Origin of the sequence: Novosphingobium sp. PP1Y, from assembly GCF_000253255.1 — a bacterium.
In the GTDB taxonomy this organism is placed as follows: Bacteria; Pseudomonadota; Alphaproteobacteria; order Sphingomonadales; family Sphingomonadaceae; genus Novosphingobium.
The window spans coordinates 2,510,497-2,529,569 of record NC_015580.1; the positions used below are offsets into that span (position 1 = coordinate 2,510,497).

A 19,073-nucleotide genomic window follows, 5' to 3' on the forward strand; every position below is an offset into this window, starting at 1 on the left:
GAAATCGAGTAAGGGGGCTGCGCACCCACGATGCTGGCTTTGCCCAGGAGCTCGCTGCCGACAACGTGGGAATAGTTAATAAGAGCAAATAAAATACAACTTATCAAAAATCTTTATGCGCATGGGAGAGTGATCTATTACTATTACAGTTAATATATCGTCTTTGATGCCTCTGTGAGTTATGTAATGCCCTTGCAGGAGGAGGGTATCACCCTTAAGCTCGACTGCCTCCACATGGAAATGGCTGTGCCCGAAGTCTAAGCCGTCAGCAGATATGCGGAGCTGAGAACCGGGATCGGACGCGCATTTTGCGTCATCGCTCCAGATGCCGGCGATTTCCGCGTAGCGACGATCAACCTCCTCACGCTGACGCTGTGCCTTCTCGTCTGCACTACGTTTCCCCTCCTGCTCACCGGCGGCGGCAATAGCGGTGCGGTGAAGCGCCAATCGACCGGTTCTTTCGTCCCGCCGGATAGGCGTGAGTGCTACCTTCACGCTAAGCGCCAAAAGAAGGCCGCAGAGAAGCACCACTATCCAGTAAAGCCTTGGCGTCGTATGGCGCGCAAAATGGTAAGCGGTGTTTTCAGCCCACGGAGGTCCAGGGCATGAGCTCTCCGACCGCGGTGGCTGGGTAGCCGGCTGCGAGTTTGGCGAGAGTCTCGGTCATCCAGGTGTGCGGGTTGATGCCGGACAGTTTGCAGTTCTCGATGAGTGAGGCGATGACGGCCCAGTTGTCGCCGCCTTCATCGGAGCCGGCAAACAGTGCATTCTTGCGGTTGAGCGCCATCGCCCGTTCATTCTGCCCATGTCGGCGAAGAGCGGGAAGTTCACTATCTTTGGCATCCCTATTTTGGGCGGAAAGTCAGCGTTCGGCGGGTAGAGGAACGAGCGACCGGCAGGTTCCTTAGGGTGGAAGGCCCGTCTGGCATTGTCGTTTCAATGCCGGAGTGGATGGTGGATCCCGTCGCCTGCGCCGAGATGAGAATCGGCCCGCCCCAAGTTGATGTCGCGGCGCTGACCGAGCTGAACGGGCTGGTCACCGCGGTGGCTGCTTCACCAAACTCCCAACGCGATGATGGAGTCGCATGGGAGGAAGTCGATGAACAAGCACGACAGGCCCGCACCGGCCTCGGGCAGACAGATGAGCCTGATATTCGAGCCCCGCAGGGTGGACGGGATGAACGATGCGGAACGGGCGAAGGCCGTAATCACGCTCGCTCAAATCCTGATGCAGGCCGCCGGCCTCGTCGTCGAGGAGTTCGGCGATGACCGACGCTAATCTGATCCCGGCGCAGCTGCTGAAGCGCAAGGCCGTCGTCTATGTGCGTCAATCGACACAATCCCAGGTCATGGCCAACCTGGAAAGCCAGCGACGGCAATACGACCTCGTCGACGTTGCGCGTCAGCACGGCTTCACCGATATCGAAGTCATCGACGATGATCTCGGACGATCCGCGAGCGGAACCGTTGCGCGGCCCGGCTTCGATCGTTTGGTCGCATCGTTGTGCGCGGGCAAGGTGGGTGCCGTGTTGTGCCTTGATGCGTCCAGGCTCGCGCGAAATGGTCGCGACTGGCACCATCTGCTGGAACTGTGCGGGCTCGTTGAAGCCCGTGTCATCGATCATGATGGCGTGTACAATCCTTGCCAGCCCAACGACCGCCTGCTCCTGGGAATGAAGGGGAGCATCAGCGAGTTCGAGCTCGGCGTTCTCAGGACGCGAATGCTCGATGCAGCAAAGTCGAAGGCGCGCCGCGGCGAATTGCGCTTGTCTGTCCCGTTCGGCTACATTTGGCACCGCGAAGCGGGCTTGGACCTCGATCCCGATCTACGCCTGCAAGAGGTAATCAGGCTCATCTTTGCGCGCTTCCGAGAGCTGGGCAGTGCGCGTCAGGTGCTGTTGTCGATGAAGGCCGATCAAATCCACTTCCCGCGACCGTCGGACGAAGGCCGCATGACCAGCTTCACATGGTTGCCGATCCGCTATCGCAACGTCATCGCCGTTCTCAAAAACCCCTTCTACGCAGGCGTTTACGTTTACGGAAAAAGCGAGAAGCGAACCTCCATTGTCGATGGGCGAGCCCGGCGGAGCTACGGGCACGGCAAGCCGGTGGGGACCTGGGAAGTCTTCATCAAGGATCACCATGAGGGGTACATCAGCTGGGAAGAATACGAGCGCAACCAGAAGCAGCTGGCACTCAACAACTATGGCAGCGCCGGCGGTGTGAAATCCGGCCGAGGAGGCCGAGCGCTACTCTCGGGCATCATGACGTGCCGACGGTGTGGACGGCGACTGACGGTCACCTATACCGGAAACCCGCAGAGCCGACCGGTGTATCGCTGCGACAAACCAAACCTGATGATGGGCTTGCCCCGATGCATGACCTTCGGCGGTCCACGGGTGGATGCAGCAGTTGCGCGCGAACTGCTACGCGCGGTAGAACCCTTGGCGATCGAGGCCGCGTTAGAGGCGGAGCGGATGCACAGGGAACGACAAGAAGAGCAGCGCCAGATTCTCGACCTGGAACTCCAGCAGGCGCGTTACGAGGCCCGCCTTGCCGAGCGCCGCTACGCTGCCTGTGATCCCGATAATCGCCTGATAGCGGCGCAGCTGGAGAAAAACTGGGAAACCGCATTGCGGCGCATCCGTGATCTGGAGGCGCGCCAGCCCGCAGAAAACCCGTCAACCATCGAGGTCGATCAGGGTGCGTTCGCCAATCTGGCGGAAAACCTGTCGGCGGCGTGGAACGCTCCGGATGTGACGATGCGCGCTCGCCAGCAACTGCTACGCACATTGATCGCCGACATCGTCGTCGATGTCGATGATGCCGTGCGTGACGTCGTGCTCACAATCCATTGGCGGGGCGGTCAGCACTCGGAACTGCGGGTTCGCAAGCCGAAAGCCGGCGAGCACGGTTGTGCAACAGCGGAGGATGCGCTGGAGGTGATGCGCAGCATGGCGGGCCGTTGGTCCGACGAGCATATCGCCGCGACGCTCAATCGGATGGGCTTGCCTACAGGCCAGGGCAAAACCTGGACGGCGCACCGGGTCTACTCTGTTCGGCGCGTGCGAGGGATCGATGCCTACCGGTCTGCGGTGAAAGACGGCGAATGGCTCACCATGACTGAGGCGGCCAAAGCGCTTGGCACCTCAAGCCATACGGTAAGACTTCTCATCAAAACCGGCGTGCTTCCGGCGGTGCAGGTCGTACCGCGCGCGCCGCATCAAATCCGCTCCGCCGATCTGATGTCGGAAGCGGTAAAATCTGCGATGGCCCGAAAGGGTCGCCCGTGTCGCGTTGTTGACGCGGATATGCTTCCAATGTTTACAGATACTTGAATATGGAGTGCATAATGAAACACGCTTCGGCAAGGGACGGATCGCTCGCTCGACGGTGTTGCTGTCGAGATCGATCCGACCGTCGTCGAGGAAGCCTGACAGGCTATCCCAGCGGGTGAGCGCGTATCGCATTGCTTCGCCTAACTTGGACTTGGAGCTGACCTGGCGGTTGCGAGCGTCGAGGTATTGACGCAAATCGTCGACGATGACGCGGCTATGCTCTGCGCGAACCTGGCGCCGTTGATCGGCAGGTTGCCCTCGCACCTCGTCCTCGATGACGTAGAGCTGGGCGATGCGACGCAACACTTCGGTCGCGACCGGCGAGTTCTCGGCCAGTTCGTAGAATTTGCGCCTGACGTGTGCCCAGCAGAAGGCGAGTTGGACCTGCTGTCGGCGCTTGGCTAGCGCTGCGTAGCCGCCATAACCGTCGACCTGGAGGATGCCGGCGAAGTCTCCCAGATGCGCTTCGGCGCGCTCCGATTTACGGTCGGCGGCGTAGACATAGGCGACCATCGGCGGATCATCGCCACCCCATGGACGATCATCTCGGGCGTAGGCCCATAGCTGCCCGGTCTTGGTCCGCCCGGTCCCTGGATTTAGCACCGGTGCCGTCGTCTCGTCGGCAAACAGTCGTTCCGATCGTCGCAATCGCTCGAGGATGTGATCGCGCAGCGGGCGCAGATACCAGGCGGCCCGGCCGACCCAATCCGCCAATGTCGATCGATCCAACTGGATGCCTTGCCGGGCATAGATCTGGGCTTGCCGGTACAACGGAAGGTGATCGGCGTACTTGGCGACCAGCACCTGCGCGATTAGCGCCTCGGTGGGAATGCCACCTTCGACGATCCTTGCCGGTGCAGGGGCCTGTACCACTGCGCTCTCGCACGAACGGCAGCCGTATCGCGGCCGGCGCGTGACCAGGACGCGGAAGGTGGTTGGCACGACATCGAGGCGCTCCGCGACGTCCTCGCCGATCTGATGCAGGGCGCCGCCACAGCAGGGGCAAGCCTTGTTCTCGATATCGACGACCTGCTCGATCCGTTCGAGATGAGCGGGCAGCGAACCGCGGTTGGTCTTGCGCGGCCGCTCGGTCGGCGCCCGACTTGCCTTGTCGCAGGCGTGCTCGGCCTGGGCCAATGCCGCCTCAACCTCTTCGAGAGCCAGCTCGAACTGATCGGAATCAAGTTGTTCGGATCGGCGACCGAAACGGTGCCGTTGCAGGGCATCAATGATCGCCTTCAGGCGCTCGACCTCAGCCTTGAAAACCTTGAGCGCATCGAGCTCGCGGGCCTGTTCGAGGACCAGCGCGCGGAGCGCTTCGATGTCTTCGGGAAGGTCCGCTTCCATGAGCATGGAGGCATTGAATCAGCAGTCAAAAGCCCCGTCAACCGGCAATCTGCGGGGCGATCGGCCGTCGTCCGCCATGCACCCGGCGCCAGTCCAAACCCTCCAGCAAAGCGCCGAGTTGCGCCGCCGTCAGCCGCATAACGCCGTCCTGGATGCCCGGCCACTTGAAGCCGCCGGACTCCAGCTTCTTGGCCATCAGGCACAGGCCCGTGCCGTCCCACCAGACCAGCTTGACCCGGTCCGAACGCTTGGCCCGGAACACATAGATCACGCCAGAAAACGGATCGCCGCCGTACTCCTTGCCGACCAGCGCAGCCAACGCGTCGGGCCCTTTGCGGAAATCCACTGGGCGCGTCGCGACCATAACGCGCGCGCCAGCACCAGGTCCGATCATCGGGTTGCCTTTAGCGCTTCGATCACCGCTGCAATGACACTGGCATCGGCGCCGCGCGCGATCTTCACCGCTACGCCGTCAATCTCCAATTCTACCGCCGCCATTAGAGCACGCCGCCTGCGCCGGGCTCGGCGCGAGGGTGCCGGATCCGGTTGTGGGGCCAACTCGACCACTGCGGGGACAAACGTCGCGGCGACTGGTTCTGCAGACGATGGTGCCGATCCTTGGTCCGCCAGTTGCTTGTGCAAATCCTTCCGCCAGGCATAAACCTGCGAAGGGTCAAGGCCATGGCGGCGGGCAACGGCGCCGACACCTTCGTTGCCTGCATAGCACTCCGCCACAATCGACGCCTTGACCTCCGGTGGCCAGTCGCGCCGCTTGCCGGCACCGGTGAATATCTCAAACCGCTGCGCGCCCTTGCTCACAGGATCATCACACGGGATTATCATAGGAGTAGCGCCTCGGCCCAAATCAGGCCGCGTAAGTTCAACGCCGGACGTCACCCGCGCAAGGTGGGGGCCGCACAGCGCTTACGCAAAATGAGAAGGCGCGAGTGGCACTTCTCCAGTCTTCAGGGTATACGCCAGCACTCCACCGAAGATCAGCGCCATGCCTGTCCCGATCAGCGCGTTGTAACCCAAATCAGCACTCGCTCCTGCGAGCTTCGACTGGGATGCTCACGGTCTAGTGAATACGTAATCAGCCGAACGTTCTTACGCCGCATCGTCTGCCGGGCGAAAGCAGGAATGGGTTTGTGAGTCCTGAACGAGAGTGCGATGCCCAGGGGCTCCGAACCGGTGCAGGTCTAGGCATGAACGCCGCTCTCCACATCAGCGCCGGTCCCCCATGAAGCGAAGCAGGAACAGGAACAGGTTGATGAAATCGAGATAGAGCGTCAGCGCGCCCATGACGACAGCCTTGCCGCGAAATTCGCTGCCGCCCACTTCGAAATAGAGGCTCTTGAGCTTCTGGGTGTCGTAAGCCGTGAGACCCGCGAACAGCAGGACGCCGATGGCGCTCACGATCAGGTCCATCATGGATGAACGCAGGAACATGTTGACGAGCATGGCTATCAACAGGCCTACCAACCCCATGATCAGGAAAGTGCCGAAGCCCGACAAATCCTTCTTCGTGGTATAGCCCCACAGGCTGAGACCAGCGAAAGCTGCCGCGGACACAAAGAACGTGCGCGCGACACTTACGCCCGTATAAGCGAAAAGTACCGTCGACAGAGATACACCCATGAGGGCGGCGTAGACCCAGAACAGCGACTTGGCGGTCGACTCCGAAAGCCGGTTGATACCAAATCCGAGCACGAAGACGAGAATTAACGGAGCGAAAACCGCGATCCAACCAAGCAATGTGGGTGCTCCGCTGGCAGCGAAGAACACCGACCTCACGGCGACGTTGCTCGCGACCAGCAGCGCAACCACGCCGGAGAGCAGCACGCCACTGGTCATGTAATTGTAGATCGCCAGCATATAAGACCGCAGGCCGGCGTCGAAGACGGCTGTTGGCGCTCCCATTCCAGCACGAGCGGTCGGAGGTGGGGCTGGTCTGAAGCGATCTGCCATTTCTCAATCTCCTTTATTCCTTGATGACCCGCCGACAGCATCGGCGAAACTAACCGAAAAGACGTTCGGATATGCCCCAAATTACAGTTCGGCGGCGTTTGGCCTGCCCGATGCGACGTCGCGTTGACAGCGTGTTCCCAAATCGATCAGCGTGGCTTCGAACAGGCGGCGAAGCCAGGCTTGGACCGCCTCGGCATCGCGCAATTGTTCGAAGTGCTCCAGGGCCTTCAGCGCGAATGTCTGCATTGCGTCGTCGGCCATAATCTCGTCGCGCAATCGCCGTGTCGCCATGGACCGGTAGCGTTGGTAGCAATAGGCCAGTTCGGTGCGCACGAGGCGCCGCTTCGTTTCACCTGCCTCGTCCCCGCAGGAGGAGGGCCTATTCTCGGCGTTAATTGCGCTATCGGAACATGTTTCAAGCATGGTTATCGCTTCCATCATGCATTTTGGGACAAGAGATGCGCTCCAGTAAGGGAAATGGTCAGCCGGTAGCGTGGCTCAGGGCCACGGCTGCTTCGATCTCGTTGAGAAGAAATGGGCCGTCGAAAGAGGTGTCCTTAGGAATACGCTGGAGCAAGCGACCCGGGTCCGCGGTGATCATCAGGATGGGTATGCTGCGTTGCTTCGCAATGCGCCGGGCAGCGCTCAAGGCTGAACCCGTCTCAACCGAATCACCGACGACCACGAGGTCGGGCTCGCGTCGCGCCGCTGCCGCAACGGCCAGCTCTTCGGTCCATGTCTGATCGAATGAATGGAAGCCGAGAGACGAGAGTCGATCCTGGATCGCGCGGCTGACGATCATGTTGTCATCGATGATGAGCGCATGAGACATGAGTCTTTCTCTCGATTGCCAGAATGTTCTTTTGGCTGTGAGCGGAGCGGCGGGCATTAGGGGCGGTTACGTAATTGTGTCCTTCACCAAGCCGTGGGCAATGCCCGGGTTCGCTGCCCATGCAGTGTGCCGGCGCTTCGAAGACCTTGGGCGGGCGCAAACTCCCAGCCCATGCGCAAAGTCGCGAGGCAAATAAACTTAGCCAAAGAGCTTCACCCCGATGTGGATTGCATAACCAAGAGCGGCTATAAATAATATCGTTATCAGTATGGTCTTGATGTTATCTTTGAATCTCCCACTCATAATTTTTACCCTTTCCTATTGTCATGAATATTTTCAGAGCACGAATTGCTTCGTGGGCTTCAGGTCCGTAAATCTTCTGCACCATCAGGGTGATGGAGCCCAAGGACGGCCAAGCATTGGACATCTTCCTATGGCCCTCATTACTTCTGGGGTCGTTGAGAGTAGCCGTGTCGCAACTTCTCCTCCAGACTCAAGCCTCAACGGATGAAACTCATTTAAACATCGCAGGACCTTCCGCACGGTAAGCTCGAACTTCGATGGAACGCGCCTGCGTGCTTCAACTTCTTCAGAATGCGCGACACTCGCTCTTGCAACTTGGGAGCATGTTACGCACTCAGATTTTCGCGCTTCTCAGGCGCAGCGCGTTCGTGACGACCGAGATCGACGACGCGCTCATCGCGAACGCGGCGAATATCGGGCTGATCAGGATGCCGAAGAAGGGGTACAGCAAGCCCGCCGCCACCGGCACGCCGGCGGCGTTGTAGATCAGGGCGAAGAACAGGTTCTGGCGGATATTGCGCATGGTCGCCCGCGCCAGCCTACGCGCGCGGACAATCCCGTCGAGATTGCCCTTCACCAGCGTGATGCCGGCACTTTCGATGGCGACGTCCGCTCCCGTTCCCATGGCGATGCCGACATCGGCCTGGGCAAGGGCTGGTGCATCGTTCACGCCGTCGCCGGCCATGGCGACCTTGCGCCCTTCGGCCTGAAGCTCCTGGATAATGCGCGCCTTGTCCTCGGGCAGCACGTCGGCGCGAATTTCGTCGATGCCGAGCCGCGCGGCCACCGCCCTGGCGGTGCGTTCATTGTCGCCCGTTGCCATGATGATGCGGAAGCCCAGCTTGTGGAGCGCTTCAAGCGCGGCGGGCGTCGTTTCCTTCACCGGGTCGGCGACGCTGACGAGGCCGGCGACTGCGCCGTCCAGCATCACGAACATCACTGTCTCGCCCTGATCGCGATGGGAATTGGCCTTCTCGGTCAGTTCGGCCGCCTCGAGGCCCAGATCGGTGACGAGCTTGAGGTTGCCGAGCGCGACACTATTGCCATCGACCACGCCTTTCACGCCCTTGCCTGTGACCGCCTCGAAGTCGCTCGCTTCGCCCAGTGCCACTCCGCGCTCCTCCGCGCCCGCGACGATCGCTTCGGCCAGAGGATGTTCGGAGCCCCTTTCAAGCGTTGCCGCCAGGCGCAGGACTTCGGCTTCATCGTGTCCCGGTTCGGGCAGGACGGAAACCAGCTTCGGCTTGCCCAGGGTCAAGGTTCCGGTCTTGTCGACCATCAGCGTATCGACCTTTTCGAAGCGTTCCAGCGCTTCGGCATTCTTGATCAGCACGCCGGCCTGCGCGCCGCGCCCCGTCGCGGTCATAATTGACATCGGCGTGGCGAGGCCAAGCGCGCAAGGGCAGGCGATGATCAGCACGGCGACGGCTGCGATCAGCGCATAGGACAGCGCGGGCGCGGGGCCCCAGAAGGCCCAGCCGATGAAGGACAGGATCGCGATGCCAATGACCACCGGCACGAACCAGCCCGAGACCTTGTCGGCATATTTCTGGATCGGCGCGCGCGAGCGCTGGGCATTGGCGACCATTTCGACGATCTGCGAAAGCATGGTGTCGGCACCGACACGGGTAGCCTCGATGACCAGGCTGCCGGTGCCGTTGATGGTCGCGCCGGTGACGGGATCGCCGGCGACCTTCTCCACCGGTACCGGTTCACCGCTGATCATGCTCTCATCGACCGAGGAACGACCGTCAGTGACGACCCCGTCGACCGGCACCTTGTCGCCGGGTCGCACGCGCAGGCGATCTCCGACCAGCACGTCTTCGAGCGGGATTTCCTCCTCACTGCCGTCCTCGCGGATCACGCGCGCGGTCTTCGCCGCAAGATCGAGCAGCGCGCGGATCGCCTTGCCGGTTCCCTCACGCGCACGCAGTTCCATCACCTGGCCCAGCAGCACCAGCGTGACGATGACCGCCGCAGCCTCGAAATAGACCCCGACATGCCCTTCCGCATCGCGGAAGCCATCGGGGAATATGCCCGGCGCAATCACTGCGACGACGCTGAAAGCCCAGGCGGCCATGACGCCCATGCCGATCAGCGAGAACATGTTGAGGTTCAGCGTGCGGAAGGAGCTCCATCCCCGCACAAGAAACGGCCAGCCGCACCACAGGACGACCGGCGTGCCGAGCACCAGTTCGATCCACAGTGTCGCGCGTTCGCCGAAAATCTCCCTGACGCCACCTAGGCCGAGGTAAGGCCCCATGGTGAAGACCAGCAGCGGAAGCGTTAGCGCCGTGCCGATCCAGAAGCGCCGCGTGAAATCCACGAGTTCAGGATTGGGCCCTTCCTCCACCATCGCCGCGGATTCGAGCTCCAGCCCCATGCCGCAGATCGGGCAGGAACCGGGCTTCGTCTGACGAACCTGCGGATGCATCGGGCAGGTGTAGACCGACCCGGAATATCCGGCCGGCACCTTGTCGTAGCGCTTGTCGTCCGCTACGACCTTGGCGTCTGCGGAATGGGGATCGTGGCTATGGCAGCATGCGTGGTCGTCCTTCGCTTGGTCGCTACCTTCCGGCACGAGATGCATCCCGCACTTGGGGCAATCTCCCGGCCCCTCCTGCCGCACTTCAGGGTGCATCGGGCAAGTGTAGATCGTGTGCTCGCTTGCCTCGTGGTGCTGGTGATGGGTGTGGTCGTTCATACAGGTCACCTTGTCGTTCGTGTTGCGGCCCGCCTGATCGGTGGATTGCCGCCTTGCAGGTCGCTGGCAGCGTCAGCCAGTACCCGCGCAAGTGATACCGCATTGCTGGCATGCGGAATGGAGTTCGTCGTCACGACCCGTGATGCGCCCGCCGCAAGAATATCGTCATGGGCATTGCCGGCAAAGACTGCATGGATCACGACGCAGATCGGCGGCCTGGTTCCTGCTGCGAGCAGTCGTTCGATCGCCTGGATCAGTGTCCGCCCCGACGAGGCGATATCATCGAGTATCACGGGTGTTCCGGTCCGCAGCGCCTCACTGTGCGGTACGCTGACCTCGACGCTGCGATCGCCGCTGCGGCGCTTTTCGAGGACTTCATAGGGCCGGTCCGCGAGCCGGGCGACTTCAGATACCCATTGCCGGCTCTCGCTGTCGGGACCGAGCAGCACCGCATCGGGCACATTTGCGGCGATCCATTCGGCGAGCAGGGGGGCAGTCTCAATCCGGCGAACCGGAATGTCGAACAGGCCCTCGAGCGAATGGATCCGGTGCAGATGCGGATCTGCCGTTACCAGCCAGTCGAAGCTCTCCTCCAGAAAGCGGGCGAATAGGGGAGCGCTGACCGCCTGACCTTCGGCAAATCGCCGGTCCTGGCGCATATAGGCGAGATAGGGCGCGATCAGCCCGACGCGGCGAGCCCCCAGTTCCCTGGCTGTTTCTGCTGCAAATCGCAGGGGCAGGGCCAGCGGATCGGGGTCGCGTAGGGTGGCGAGAATAGCGGCATCCTCGCCGGTAAGGTCGCCAGGCAACGTCACGAGGCACTCGCCATCCGGGAAGCGGTGGACATCGACTTCCCCCGTCTGTGCTCCGGATAGCGCGGCGATGGCTTCGCCCAGGGGCATCATGCCTGGAAATGCCAGGATACGGGTCACGGCGCCTCTCCGATCCGGAAGGGAGAAGCGCCCGAACGGGCATAGTCCTGCGCCCAGCCAAGCTCGCCTGGCGTTTCCGCGTGTATCTCGTAGAGCGGCTGGCCTGCCTCGATCACATCGCCCGGCCGTGCGAGCAGACGTACGCCGGCGTGCTTGCGGCCGGGAGCACCGGCCAGTTTCGCGATCTTGGCGATGCGGCGGTTGTCGATCTCCCTGATCGCGCCGCCTACCCTGGCTGATTCGATGGATTGGTGAGGTGCGCTGCCCGGTTCGCGAAATCCGCCCTGGGCCTCGCAGATGGAAAGGAATTTCGCTTCGGCCGCGCCGCTGTCGAGGAGGTTCCTTGCCCTCTCGCGACCCTTTCCGCCGTTCGCTTCGGCCAGGTCGAGCAAGGCGCCTGCCAGGTCCAGCGCTCTTTCGCGCAAGTCTATCGGGCCATCAGGATCACGCCTCAGGACCGCAAGCAGGTCGTGGGCCTCAAGCGCCGGGCCGATACCACGCCCCACCGGGGCCGATCCGTCGCTGACATGGATTCGCAGGGATAGGCCGATCGCCTGACCGACAGCATGCAGTCGCTCGGACAGCGTTCGTGCAGCCCCATCCGTTCGGACCTTGGCCGTGGGACCGACCGGCATGTCGATCAGCACATGGGTTGAACCCGCTGCCGCCTTCTTGGAGAGCACGCTGGCGACAAGCTGACCGTCGCTGTCGAAATCGAGCGGCCGCTCGATCCGGATCAGCAGATCGTCGGCGGGACTGAGATCGAGGCCACCGCCCCACACGACGCAGCCGCCTTCGGTCTCGACCACGCGGCGCATGGCTGCAATGTCGAGCGCGACCGGCGCCAGAACTTCCATCGTGTCGGCAGTGCCGGCTGGAGAGGTAATCGCGCGGCTCGAGGTTTTCGGGATCCTGTACCCCGCGGCGGCAACGATTGCCACGACGATGGGGGTCGTCCGGTTGCCCGGCAGTCCGCCGACGCAATGTTTGTCGAGGACCAGCCCCGCACCCCAGTCAAGCGTCTTTCCCGCGCCGTGCATGGCACGGGTGAGCGCGATCGTTTCGGCAATATCGAGGCGGTCACCGGCACAAGCCGTGATGAAAGCGGCAAGATCGAGATCGGACAGGCGGTGCGCCACTGTATCGCCGATGATTGCCTTGAAGCCGTCGGCATCGAGGCGCTGCCCGTAAACCTTGGAGCGGATCGCGGAAGCTGAGGCAGGCGGCTCCGGATGTGAGAAAATCGCATGCTCACCGATCTTCGCGCCAAGCGCTAACCACGCGGTCTCACTGAGCGCCGCTGTATCGGGTGGCAGCCAGTCTGCATCGGTAACGACATTGAGCGCCGCAACGATCGACCGCTGGCCAAGAGCGATCTCTACTTGTGTGAGCGCCGAGAATCCTTCGGCCCGGCACAGATGGCAGTCCTCGCGCATGTAGACGACCGGCTGACGATAGGTGTCGATACCGGCCCGGATCAGGGGAATCGTGTGCACATCCAAGGTCATCTCGGCTTCCGGATGCTGACCCGCTCGAGATGTTCAGGTACGCGCACATTCCATCCGAGCTCGTGGTCAATGCGGAAGCGCAGGGCATCGGCGCTGTCCGGTTCGCCATGGGTGACATAGGTCATTTCCGGCGGCTTGGCCTGTCCCATCCAGCCCAGCAACTCGTTGGCGTCGGCATGACCCGATATGCCCTCAAGTTGAATCACTTCGGCGCGGATTTCGATCTCGCGCCCGAAGAGCCGCAAATGCCGCTCGCCTCTGGCGAGCACAGCGCCCCTCGTGCCACCCGCCTGGAAGCCGCTCAGCACGATCGCGTTCTTGGGATCGGGCCCAAAACTGACCAGATGGTGCATGACCCGGCCGCCCGCGAGCATGCCGCTTGCGGAAATGATGATCATCGGCCCCGTGCGGCGGTTGAGCTCCTTCGATTCCTCGACCGTTCGCACGCGTTCGGCGAGGTTGAACATGGCCTTGCAGTCTTCCCAGCTGACGTGGTGCTCATCGTGGTGGTTGTGGTAGATTTCGGTCGCATCGACGCCCATCGGACTGTTGAGATAGACCGGTATGTAGGGAATGGCGCCCCGCTCTCGCAGCTGTGCGATCTGCAACATAACGCCCTGGATACGGCCCACGGCGAAAGCGGGGATCACGATCGCCCCGCCGCGCCGTGCGACCCGGTTGATAACCTCCGCCAGTTCGGCTTCGGGATCATTCTGCGGGTGAACGCGGTTGCCATAGGTGGATTCGGTCACGAGAATGTCGGCGCCTGGATATGGCCGTGGCCCGTGCATCAACGGGTCGGTTTCGCGTCCGACATCTCCGCTGAAGTGTACCGTGCGCCCGTCGACGGTCACCTGGATCTGCGCCGCGCCGAGCAGGTGCCCCGCCGGAATGAAGCGGGCTGAGATGCCGTCTCCGAGGTCAAGAACCTTGTCGAAAGGCGTTTCCCGGAAATGGTCCAGCGCCGCGCGGGCATCCTCGAGTGTGTAGAGTGGCTTCGGGTTCGCGTGCCTGGAATAACCCTTGCGCTTTGCATAGCGGGCCTCTTCCTCCTGCAGGTGCCCGCTGTCGGGAAGCAGCAGGCCGCAGAGTTCGGCGGTGGCCGGCGTGCAATGGATATGGCCCTGGAAGCCGTTTCGGACCAGCGCGGGCAGATAGCCGGAATGGTCGAGATGGGCGTGTGTGAGAAGGACTCTGTCTATTGACTTTGGCGGAACGGGGAACGGATTCCAGTTGCGTAGCCTTAACTGCTTGTATCCCTGGAACAGCCCGCAATCTACAAGAATGCGCCGACCGTTGGCCTCGATCAGATAGCGTGAGCCGGTGACCGTTCCTGTCGCGCCAAGAAAACTGAGCGAGGGTTCATGAGCAGCATTCATATTCATCCTCTCGTTTAATAATCATTCGGTAAGCATGGCGTGTGCATGTCCGTTTTGTCGTCCAAGCAGCTAATTTGAAACCATGGCAGAACGAGTTGACTCAAGAATTTTGTGGTCGCAAAGGTGCCATCTTACGGCCCCCCACTACGAGCGCGAACAATCGATCGATGTCTTCTGGAAAGGCGAGGTCGGTTCCTGGGGTCAGAACGGCAGCGGAGCCCGCGGCCATGCCGTATCGGAAGGCGTCGACTGGCTCCTGCCCAACAGTTAGTGCGTAAACCATGGCGGCGAGGAAGCTATCGCCAGCTCCGACCGCACTTTTCGCCTCGATGGGTAAGGCGGGCAAGTGCAGGGTGCCATCCTGCCAAGCCAGCAAGGCACCTCTGTGACCCATGGTAACCGCAATTAGCTCGGCTTGTCCCTTGTCGATGATGGCCGTGGCCGCCGCACCGATTTCCTCGACGGATTCAAGATCACGGCCAACGAGCTGGCGCAATTCGCCCAGACTCGGCTTGACGAGTAAAACACGGCCTCCGGCCAGCCCGTCTTTCAATGCATCCCCGGAGGTGTCGAGTATTGTCCGAATTCCACGCTTTTGCATGATCCTGACCACACGGGCATAGAAATCGGAAGGAACGCCGGGCGGCAGCGACCCGCTTGCCACAAGATGACTGCAATCCGCTTCGGCAAGCCGGTCGAGGCAATCCTGCCATTCTTCCGCCGCCACCGGTGGTCCCGGCGGCGTAAAGCGGTATTCCTTGCCGCTTTCGCGTTCCAGCACCGCAGCGGCGATTCGCGTATCATGTTCGATGGGAATGCGTGTGCGCACCAGTTGATGCAAATCGACGAGACCGTCGAGTGCCGCGCTGGTCGCGCCGCCTGACAGGTAATAGCAACGTGCGGTGCCGCCCAGACGGCAGAAGACCCGGGCTACGTTGATGCCGCCGCCGCCCGGAGCATAGCGTTCGTTGCGGGTGCGCATCTTGCGCGTGTGAAAAACGCTTTCAACCTCGTAGGAGACATCGATGGTCGGGTTCATTGTCAGGGTGGCTATCGTTTTCATGGAAATGTCCGTTTCGTCGTATGTGTGCAGGCTTGACGGCGCGTGATGATCCTTCGCCAAATCATGCGCAGTCGACGTTCCGGAACAGCTCGGCCGAACCTGCCGTCGCTGCCCACCCATCGCCCGGCAAATTGCCAAGCGTCCGAACAGTCCGCTGCCTCGCCCACCAGTTGGTGATCAACACCCGTGATGCCGGTGGCGAGTTCGCCCGCCACCATCTTCGCCTCCAACCGGGATTCCCTGCACCTTGTTGGCGTAATTCTGCGGCGCGACCTCGAAACGGTCGCGGTTCTCCTTCGACGCGAAATAATATGCTCTTCCCTGATAGACCGATGTGATCGCGTCAGCCGTGCGTACCGCGGCTCCGCTCACCGGATCCACCACGGTCTCTGGGAGCTGCTGCGGCCAGGGCGCGGCCCTGCGATCAGCAGCATCATCCGAATCGCGATGGTGATGATGCCCATGATTGGCGCCGAGGTCGAAGCTGCCATGTCCGCCATGACCAAAGCCGCCGTGCCCGCGGCCTCGCCGCAAGAGAAAGAATGCCACGACCGCAATGGCGATCAGGATCCAGCTCCAATTCTGCGTCAGCTCTTGCATCTCGAATCCTCCACACTCCCTTTTTGGACCTGGCGCTCGCGGAACGCCTTTCCCGTATGTGAGAGGCGCACCCGACCGGTCATGCGATCCGCTTCCAGTGTCGTTCTGGCTCAATGGCCTCCAACGAAGAGACGCTGTCGGGCTGATCTCGTTACAGTCGTGAGGTCGGTCTGGGCGAATTTTGCTCCGCCTTCAAAAAGGCGCGTTGTCGCGGAGGGTAGGTGAAGGAGAAGCAGCATGAGGGAGCAAATCCCGGTGATGATGGCCAGTGCCGCCGTTGCGGCAAAGGCCAACTGAGCTCTCGAACGAGCTGCGGTAGCAAGCCCCTTCGGCCGACCCCGGAAACAAACCGGCCGCAGCTGCGATGCCGAGCCAGGCAAGTCCGTCGCGCCCGCCACGCCTTGTTTGGGGCGCTGTCGCCCATCATGACCGATGCCACAGGGCTGATCGCAGCAGCGAATGGTTCCGACAGCAAAGGCCGATAATACCTCCGAGCGAAGCGACGCCAAGTAAGCTGACACCATAGCCCAGCAGCCCAGCGGCGATCACCGACCGCCGGCCGTGCCGATCCGAGAGCCAGCCCCACATCGGAACAAACAGGAAGAAGGCAAATGTGTACAACGAGGACGCCATACCCGTGTGTCTGGCTACCGCCCTCGCAGCGAGGGTTGCATCAGCCGCCTGGATAAGGGATGCAAGAATGGGAAGGATGGCACTGCAGCCGAACCAGACGACAAAGACCGCAACCAGCAGCGAGGCAAGCGCCAGGGGGCCGGATGCTAGCGGAGACATCATCTGGTGGTAAACAGCTCAGGCGTCATTCCGTATCCTCCCGCGATGAATAGCGGCTCTGATGCCCGCATGCAGATCAGCCGGTCCTAGTAGCGCTTCAAAGCTCGATGACCTTGTCGGGCAGCTCGTTGGGGTTCTCCGCGCTTGGCGGAAAATGTGTCGCCAGCAGTGTCCCAACGCGTTCGACGGCTTCGACTAGACCTGTTGCTATCTCCTTGCGCTTGACGCCGGTGATTATGGCGGCAACCGCATCGGCCCAAGCATCTGGCGGAACTCTCGTGTAGATTCCCTCATCGGCGATGACCTCGACTTGCCGGTCGCTGAGCGAGACGAAGATGAGCACGCCGGTGCGCCTAGCGGTCCGACGCAAGCCCATGGCTCGGAATTGCTCGAGCGCCGAGTTATGGACATGTTTGCGCCGAACGCGCTGAGGCGTGAGAAACCGAGAAACCGGCGGGACAAGCGTGAGGCCATATGTCACGATGAACAACGCGATAGGTAGTACGGTGTATCCGAGCCCGAAACGGTGATAGGCGATCGTCATTGCGTCCTCCCAATGACCAGGCTGCCAGCCAGGGGGCATCATCATCCCGATATTGATTCCCGTGAGCCACAGAAGATAGGGTATAAGCAGGGCAATAGCGGCAGCCCAGCCCAGCGCCACATGCGGATAGTAGCTGTCAGCCTCGCTTAAGACGCACAGGATTTCACCGGAGGTGCCGATTTCCGCGCGGTGGATGGCATCCGCGACCTGCTGGTTTTCGGTATTACTTAATATCATCTCACCAGCCTCCAGATGCGCCGCCGCCGCCAAATGAGCCGCCACCACCGCGGAAACCTCCGCGAGAGCCGCCACTGCCGCGTCCTCCTAAGCCAAACCCCCAAAGAAATGTTGGCAGGCCCGATCCATGCCGATGCCGGCGGCCATGGCCATGGCCGCCGAACGCCATCAGCGCCCAGATGCCGAAAATCAGTAGTGGGAACTGCGAGGCGGGTCCGAACTCAGTGCCGCTCTGCGATCGCTCTGCCGCTTGGTCGGCGGCTTTTGCCTGGGCCCGTGCCTCACTCTCTGGTAGGGTCAGTTGACGGATCAGCGCATCGGCGCCGGCCTCTATGCCGCCGGGCATATCGCCCGCCTTGAAGCGCGGAATAATCGTTTTCTCGATGATGAGTGACGACAGGCCATCGGTCAGAATTCCTTCAAGACCGTAGCCAACCTCGATACGAACCCTGCGCTGGCTGAGGGCAACGATGAGCAGGGCCCCGTCGTTGCGCTGCTTGTCGCCAAGGCCCCAAGCTCGACCCAAGCGATAGCCATAATCAGAAATCTCGTATCCCTGCAGATCTGGGATGGTCACTACGACTAGTTGGCGGCGGGAATTCTTCTCGAGCACTTCGAGCTTTTGCGTCAGCCGTACTTCGACATCGGCCGGTATGATGTTCGCAGCGTCGACCACCCGGCCGGTGAGCTTGGGGAATGCCGGCTCGGCCAGCGCTGGCGCGACAAAGCCGGTCAGCGCGAGAAAGAACGCGAGGATAGGGGTGAGGAGGGGACGGATCGGCCACATTGCCTAGGTCGTTCTCAGAGCTTGCCGTTGAGGCTCGGCGCGACTTCGGCGCCGGATGTAACCGCCTGGTAGGGCACTATCGGCTTGGCGCCGCGGATCGCGGCGCCGATCATCTCGGGAAAGGTGCGCACGCGCGTATTGTAATCCTGAACCGCACCATTGTAGTCGCGGATCGCCACACGAATGCGGTTTTCCTGGCCTTCAAGCTGGCTCTGCAGCATCTGGTAGTTCGTGATGCTCTTGAGTTCGGGATATGCCTCAACATTGGCCAGCAGTCGCCCGAAGCCGGCCAGCGAAGTGGAAAGCCGGTTCTGCGCGGCCTGGAACTGCGCCATCTTGGCGGGATCGGAGAGCTCATTGGCATTGAGCTGGATGCTGGTCGCCTTGGCGCGCGCTTCGATCACGCCGGTGAGAATGCCCTTCTCCTGCTCGGCCGCGCCCTTAGCGACGACGGCGAGATTCGGAACCAGGTTGGCGCGCTCTTGAAAGGCTGCTTGGACGTCGGCCCACTTCGCCTTTGCGTTCTCCTGCGCCGTCGGCACCGAGTTGATTCCGCAACTGGTAAGCCCGAGCGCTGCAATGGTGGCAATTACCCAAGTACGGGCGAACTTCGGCAAACTAATCATCTCTGCCTTTCTTTCGAGCAAATGAGAGAGTTCTCTCGTAGGGTAGTCCACCATTCGACGCCGTTGGGCACATGTTATTACAGCTGATGTAGCTCAAACGTCGGAGGGTTACG

General features: G+C 61.6%; 18 protein-coding genes and 2 pseudogenes. 2 read left to right on the forward strand and 18 right to left on the reverse strand.

The window, feature by feature from the left end; all coding sequences use genetic code 11:
• Positions 1 to 75 precede the first annotated feature (75 nt).
• Positions 76 to 495 (reverse strand): hypothetical protein, encoded by a 420-nt coding sequence (locus PP1Y_RS17825; protein ID WP_148275003.1) that lies wholly within the window; start codon positions 493 to 495, stop codon positions 76 to 78.
• 88 nt (positions 496 to 583) lie between these two features.
• Positions 584 to 793: pseudogene (locus PP1Y_RS17830) on the reverse strand (transposase domain-containing protein); the annotation flags it as partial.
• 306 nt (positions 794 to 1,099) lie between these two features.
• Here PP1Y_RS17830 and PP1Y_RS17835 point away from each other — a divergent pair.
• Positions 1,100 to 1,279: a hypothetical protein gene (locus PP1Y_RS17835; protein WP_013833472.1), complete on the forward strand. Its 180-nt coding sequence runs from the start codon at positions 1,100 to 1,102 to the stop codon at positions 1,277 to 1,279.
• A gap of 70 nt (positions 1,280 to 1,349) precedes the next feature.
• Positions 1,350 to 2,366 (forward strand): annotated as a pseudogene (locus PP1Y_RS26640) (recombinase family protein); the annotation flags it as partial.
• Between the two features lie 783 nt (positions 2,367 to 3,149).
• Here PP1Y_RS26640 and PP1Y_RS25450 read toward each other — a convergent pair.
• The 16 genes from PP1Y_RS25450 to PP1Y_RS17920 form a co-directional block, all read right to left on the reverse strand.
• Positions 3,150 to 4,691 carry an IS66 family transposase gene (locus tag PP1Y_RS25450; RefSeq protein ID WP_369799481.1) on the reverse strand — a complete coding sequence of 514 codons (1,542 nt, stop codon included), beginning with the start codon at positions 4,689 to 4,691 and terminating at the stop codon, positions 3,150 to 3,152.
• A 31-nt stretch (positions 4,692 to 4,722) separates the two neighbouring features.
• Positions 4,723 to 5,049 carry an IS66 family insertion sequence element accessory protein TnpB gene (gene tnpB, locus PP1Y_RS25455; RefSeq protein ID WP_197423761.1) on the reverse strand — a complete coding sequence of 109 codons (327 nt, stop codon included), beginning with the start codon at positions 5,047 to 5,049 and terminating at the stop codon, positions 4,723 to 4,725.
• A 26-nt stretch (positions 5,050 to 5,075) separates the two neighbouring features.
• Positions 5,076 to 5,504: a transposase gene (locus PP1Y_RS17855; protein ID WP_232512436.1), complete on the reverse strand. Its 429-nt coding sequence runs from the start codon at positions 5,502 to 5,504 to the stop codon at positions 5,076 to 5,078.
• Between the two features lie 405 nt (positions 5,505 to 5,909).
• Positions 5,910 to 6,653, reverse strand: coding sequence for a Bax inhibitor-1/YccA family protein (locus PP1Y_RS17860; RefSeq protein ID WP_041558970.1), 744 nt, complete (start codon positions 6,651 to 6,653; stop codon positions 5,910 to 5,912).
• Positions 6,654 to 6,734: 81 nt separating this feature from the next.
• Positions 6,735 to 6,986, reverse strand: coding sequence for a sigma factor (locus tag PP1Y_RS17865; protein WP_067733091.1), 252 nt, complete (start codon positions 6,984 to 6,986; stop codon positions 6,735 to 6,737).
• A 148-nt stretch (positions 6,987 to 7,134) separates the two neighbouring features.
• Positions 7,135 to 7,485, reverse strand: a complete 351-nt coding sequence (locus PP1Y_RS17870) for a response regulator (protein WP_041558972.1) — start codon at positions 7,483 to 7,485, stop codon at positions 7,135 to 7,137.
• A gap of 637 nt (positions 7,486 to 8,122) precedes the next feature.
• Entirely contained in the window at positions 8,123 to 10,492 is a 2,370-nt protein-coding gene (locus tag PP1Y_RS17875; protein WP_013833480.1) for a copper-translocating P-type ATPase, read from the reverse strand.
• Positions 10,493 to 10,497: 5 nt separating this feature from the next.
• Positions 10,498 to 11,424, reverse strand: a complete 927-nt coding sequence (locus PP1Y_RS17880) for a ribose-phosphate diphosphokinase (RefSeq protein WP_013833481.1) — start codon at positions 11,422 to 11,424, stop codon at positions 10,498 to 10,500.
• Positions 11,421 to 12,932, reverse strand: a complete 1,512-nt coding sequence (locus PP1Y_RS17885; RefSeq protein WP_013833482.1) for a thymidine phosphorylase family protein — start codon at positions 12,930 to 12,932, stop codon at positions 11,421 to 11,423. Before PP1Y_RS17885 ends, PP1Y_RS17880 begins: the two co-directional genes overlap by 4 nt.
• Positions 12,929 to 14,311 carry an MBL fold metallo-hydrolase RNA specificity domain-containing protein gene (locus PP1Y_RS17890; protein ID WP_013833483.1) on the reverse strand — a complete coding sequence of 461 codons (1,383 nt, stop codon included), beginning with the start codon at positions 14,309 to 14,311 and terminating at the stop codon, positions 12,929 to 12,931. The genes PP1Y_RS17885 and PP1Y_RS17890 overlap by 4 nt, the downstream gene beginning before the upstream one ends.
• 100 nt (positions 14,312 to 14,411) lie before the next feature.
• Positions 14,412 to 15,374, reverse strand: coding sequence for a 1-phosphofructokinase family hexose kinase (locus PP1Y_RS17895; protein WP_051010069.1), 963 nt, complete (start codon positions 15,372 to 15,374; stop codon positions 14,412 to 14,414).
• Between the two features lie 177 nt (positions 15,375 to 15,551).
• Complete coding sequence (locus tag PP1Y_RS26165) at positions 15,552 to 15,974, reverse strand: YHS domain-containing protein (RefSeq protein ID WP_013833485.1); 423 nt, start codon at positions 15,972 to 15,974, stop codon at positions 15,552 to 15,554.
• A gap of 423 nt (positions 15,975 to 16,397) precedes the next feature.
• Complete coding sequence (locus PP1Y_RS26645) at positions 16,398 to 16,769, reverse strand: MFS transporter (protein WP_041558974.1); 372 nt, start codon at positions 16,767 to 16,769, stop codon at positions 16,398 to 16,400.
• A 94-nt stretch (positions 16,770 to 16,863) separates the two neighbouring features.
• Positions 16,864 to 17,622, reverse strand: a complete 759-nt coding sequence (locus tag PP1Y_RS17910) for a TPM domain-containing protein (protein WP_148275004.1) — start codon at positions 17,620 to 17,622, stop codon at positions 16,864 to 16,866.
• Positions 17,549 to 18,334 (reverse strand): YgcG family protein, encoded by a 786-nt coding sequence (locus tag PP1Y_RS17915; protein WP_013833487.1) that lies wholly within the window; start codon positions 18,332 to 18,334, stop codon positions 17,549 to 17,551. The genes PP1Y_RS17910 and PP1Y_RS17915 overlap by 74 nt, the downstream gene beginning before the upstream one ends.
• Before the next feature lie 14 nt (positions 18,335 to 18,348).
• On the reverse strand, positions 18,349 to 18,960 hold the full coding sequence (locus tag PP1Y_RS17920) for a LemA family protein (RefSeq protein WP_013833488.1): 612 nt from the start codon (positions 18,958 to 18,960) through the stop codon (positions 18,349 to 18,351).
• Positions 18,961 to 19,073: the final 113 nt, after the last annotated feature.

Bases quoted from the DNA above. Each gene is read 5' to 3' on its own strand.
- PP1Y_RS17835 (WP_013833472.1), top strand. From the start codon at position 1,100: ATGAACAAGCACGACAGGCCCGCACCGGCCTCGGGCAGACAGATGAGC.
- PP1Y_RS25450 (WP_369799481.1), bottom strand. From the start codon at position 4,691: ATGCTCATGGAAGCGGACCTTCCCGAAGACATCGAAGCGCTCCGCGCG.
- tnpB (WP_197423761.1), bottom strand. From the start codon at position 5,049: ATGGTCGCGACGCGCCCAGTGGATTTCCGCAAAGGGCCCGACGCGTTG.
- PP1Y_RS17860 (WP_041558970.1), bottom strand. From the start codon at position 6,653: ATGGCAGATCGCTTCAGACCAGCCCCACCTCCGACCGCTCGTGCTGGA.
- PP1Y_RS17870 (WP_041558972.1), bottom strand. From the start codon at position 7,485: ATGTCTCATGCGCTCATCATCGATGACAACATGATCGTCAGCCGCGCG.
- PP1Y_RS17875 (WP_013833480.1), bottom strand. From the start codon at position 10,492: ATGAACGACCACACCCATCACCAGCACCACGAGGCAAGCGAGCACACG.
- PP1Y_RS17885 (WP_013833482.1), bottom strand. From the start codon at position 12,932: ATGACCTTGGATGTGCACACGATTCCCCTGATCCGGGCCGGTATCGAC.
- PP1Y_RS17890 (WP_013833483.1), bottom strand. From the start codon at position 14,311: ATGAATGCTGCTCATGAACCCTCGCTCAGTTTTCTTGGCGCGACAGGA.
- PP1Y_RS17895 (WP_051010069.1), bottom strand. From the start codon at position 15,374: ATGAAAACGATAGCCACCCTGACAATGAACCCGACCATCGATGTCTCC.
- PP1Y_RS26165 (WP_013833485.1), bottom strand. From the start codon at position 15,974: ATGCAAGAGCTGACGCAGAATTGGAGCTGGATCCTGATCGCCATTGCG.
- PP1Y_RS26645 (WP_041558974.1), bottom strand. From the start codon at position 16,769: ATGATGTCTCCGCTAGCATCCGGCCCCCTGGCGCTTGCCTCGCTGCTG.
- PP1Y_RS17915 (WP_013833487.1), bottom strand. From the start codon at position 18,334: ATGTGGCCGATCCGTCCCCTCCTCACCCCTATCCTCGCGTTCTTTCTC.
- PP1Y_RS17920 (WP_013833488.1), bottom strand. From the start codon at position 18,960: ATGATTAGTTTGCCGAAGTTCGCCCGTACTTGGGTAATTGCCACCATT.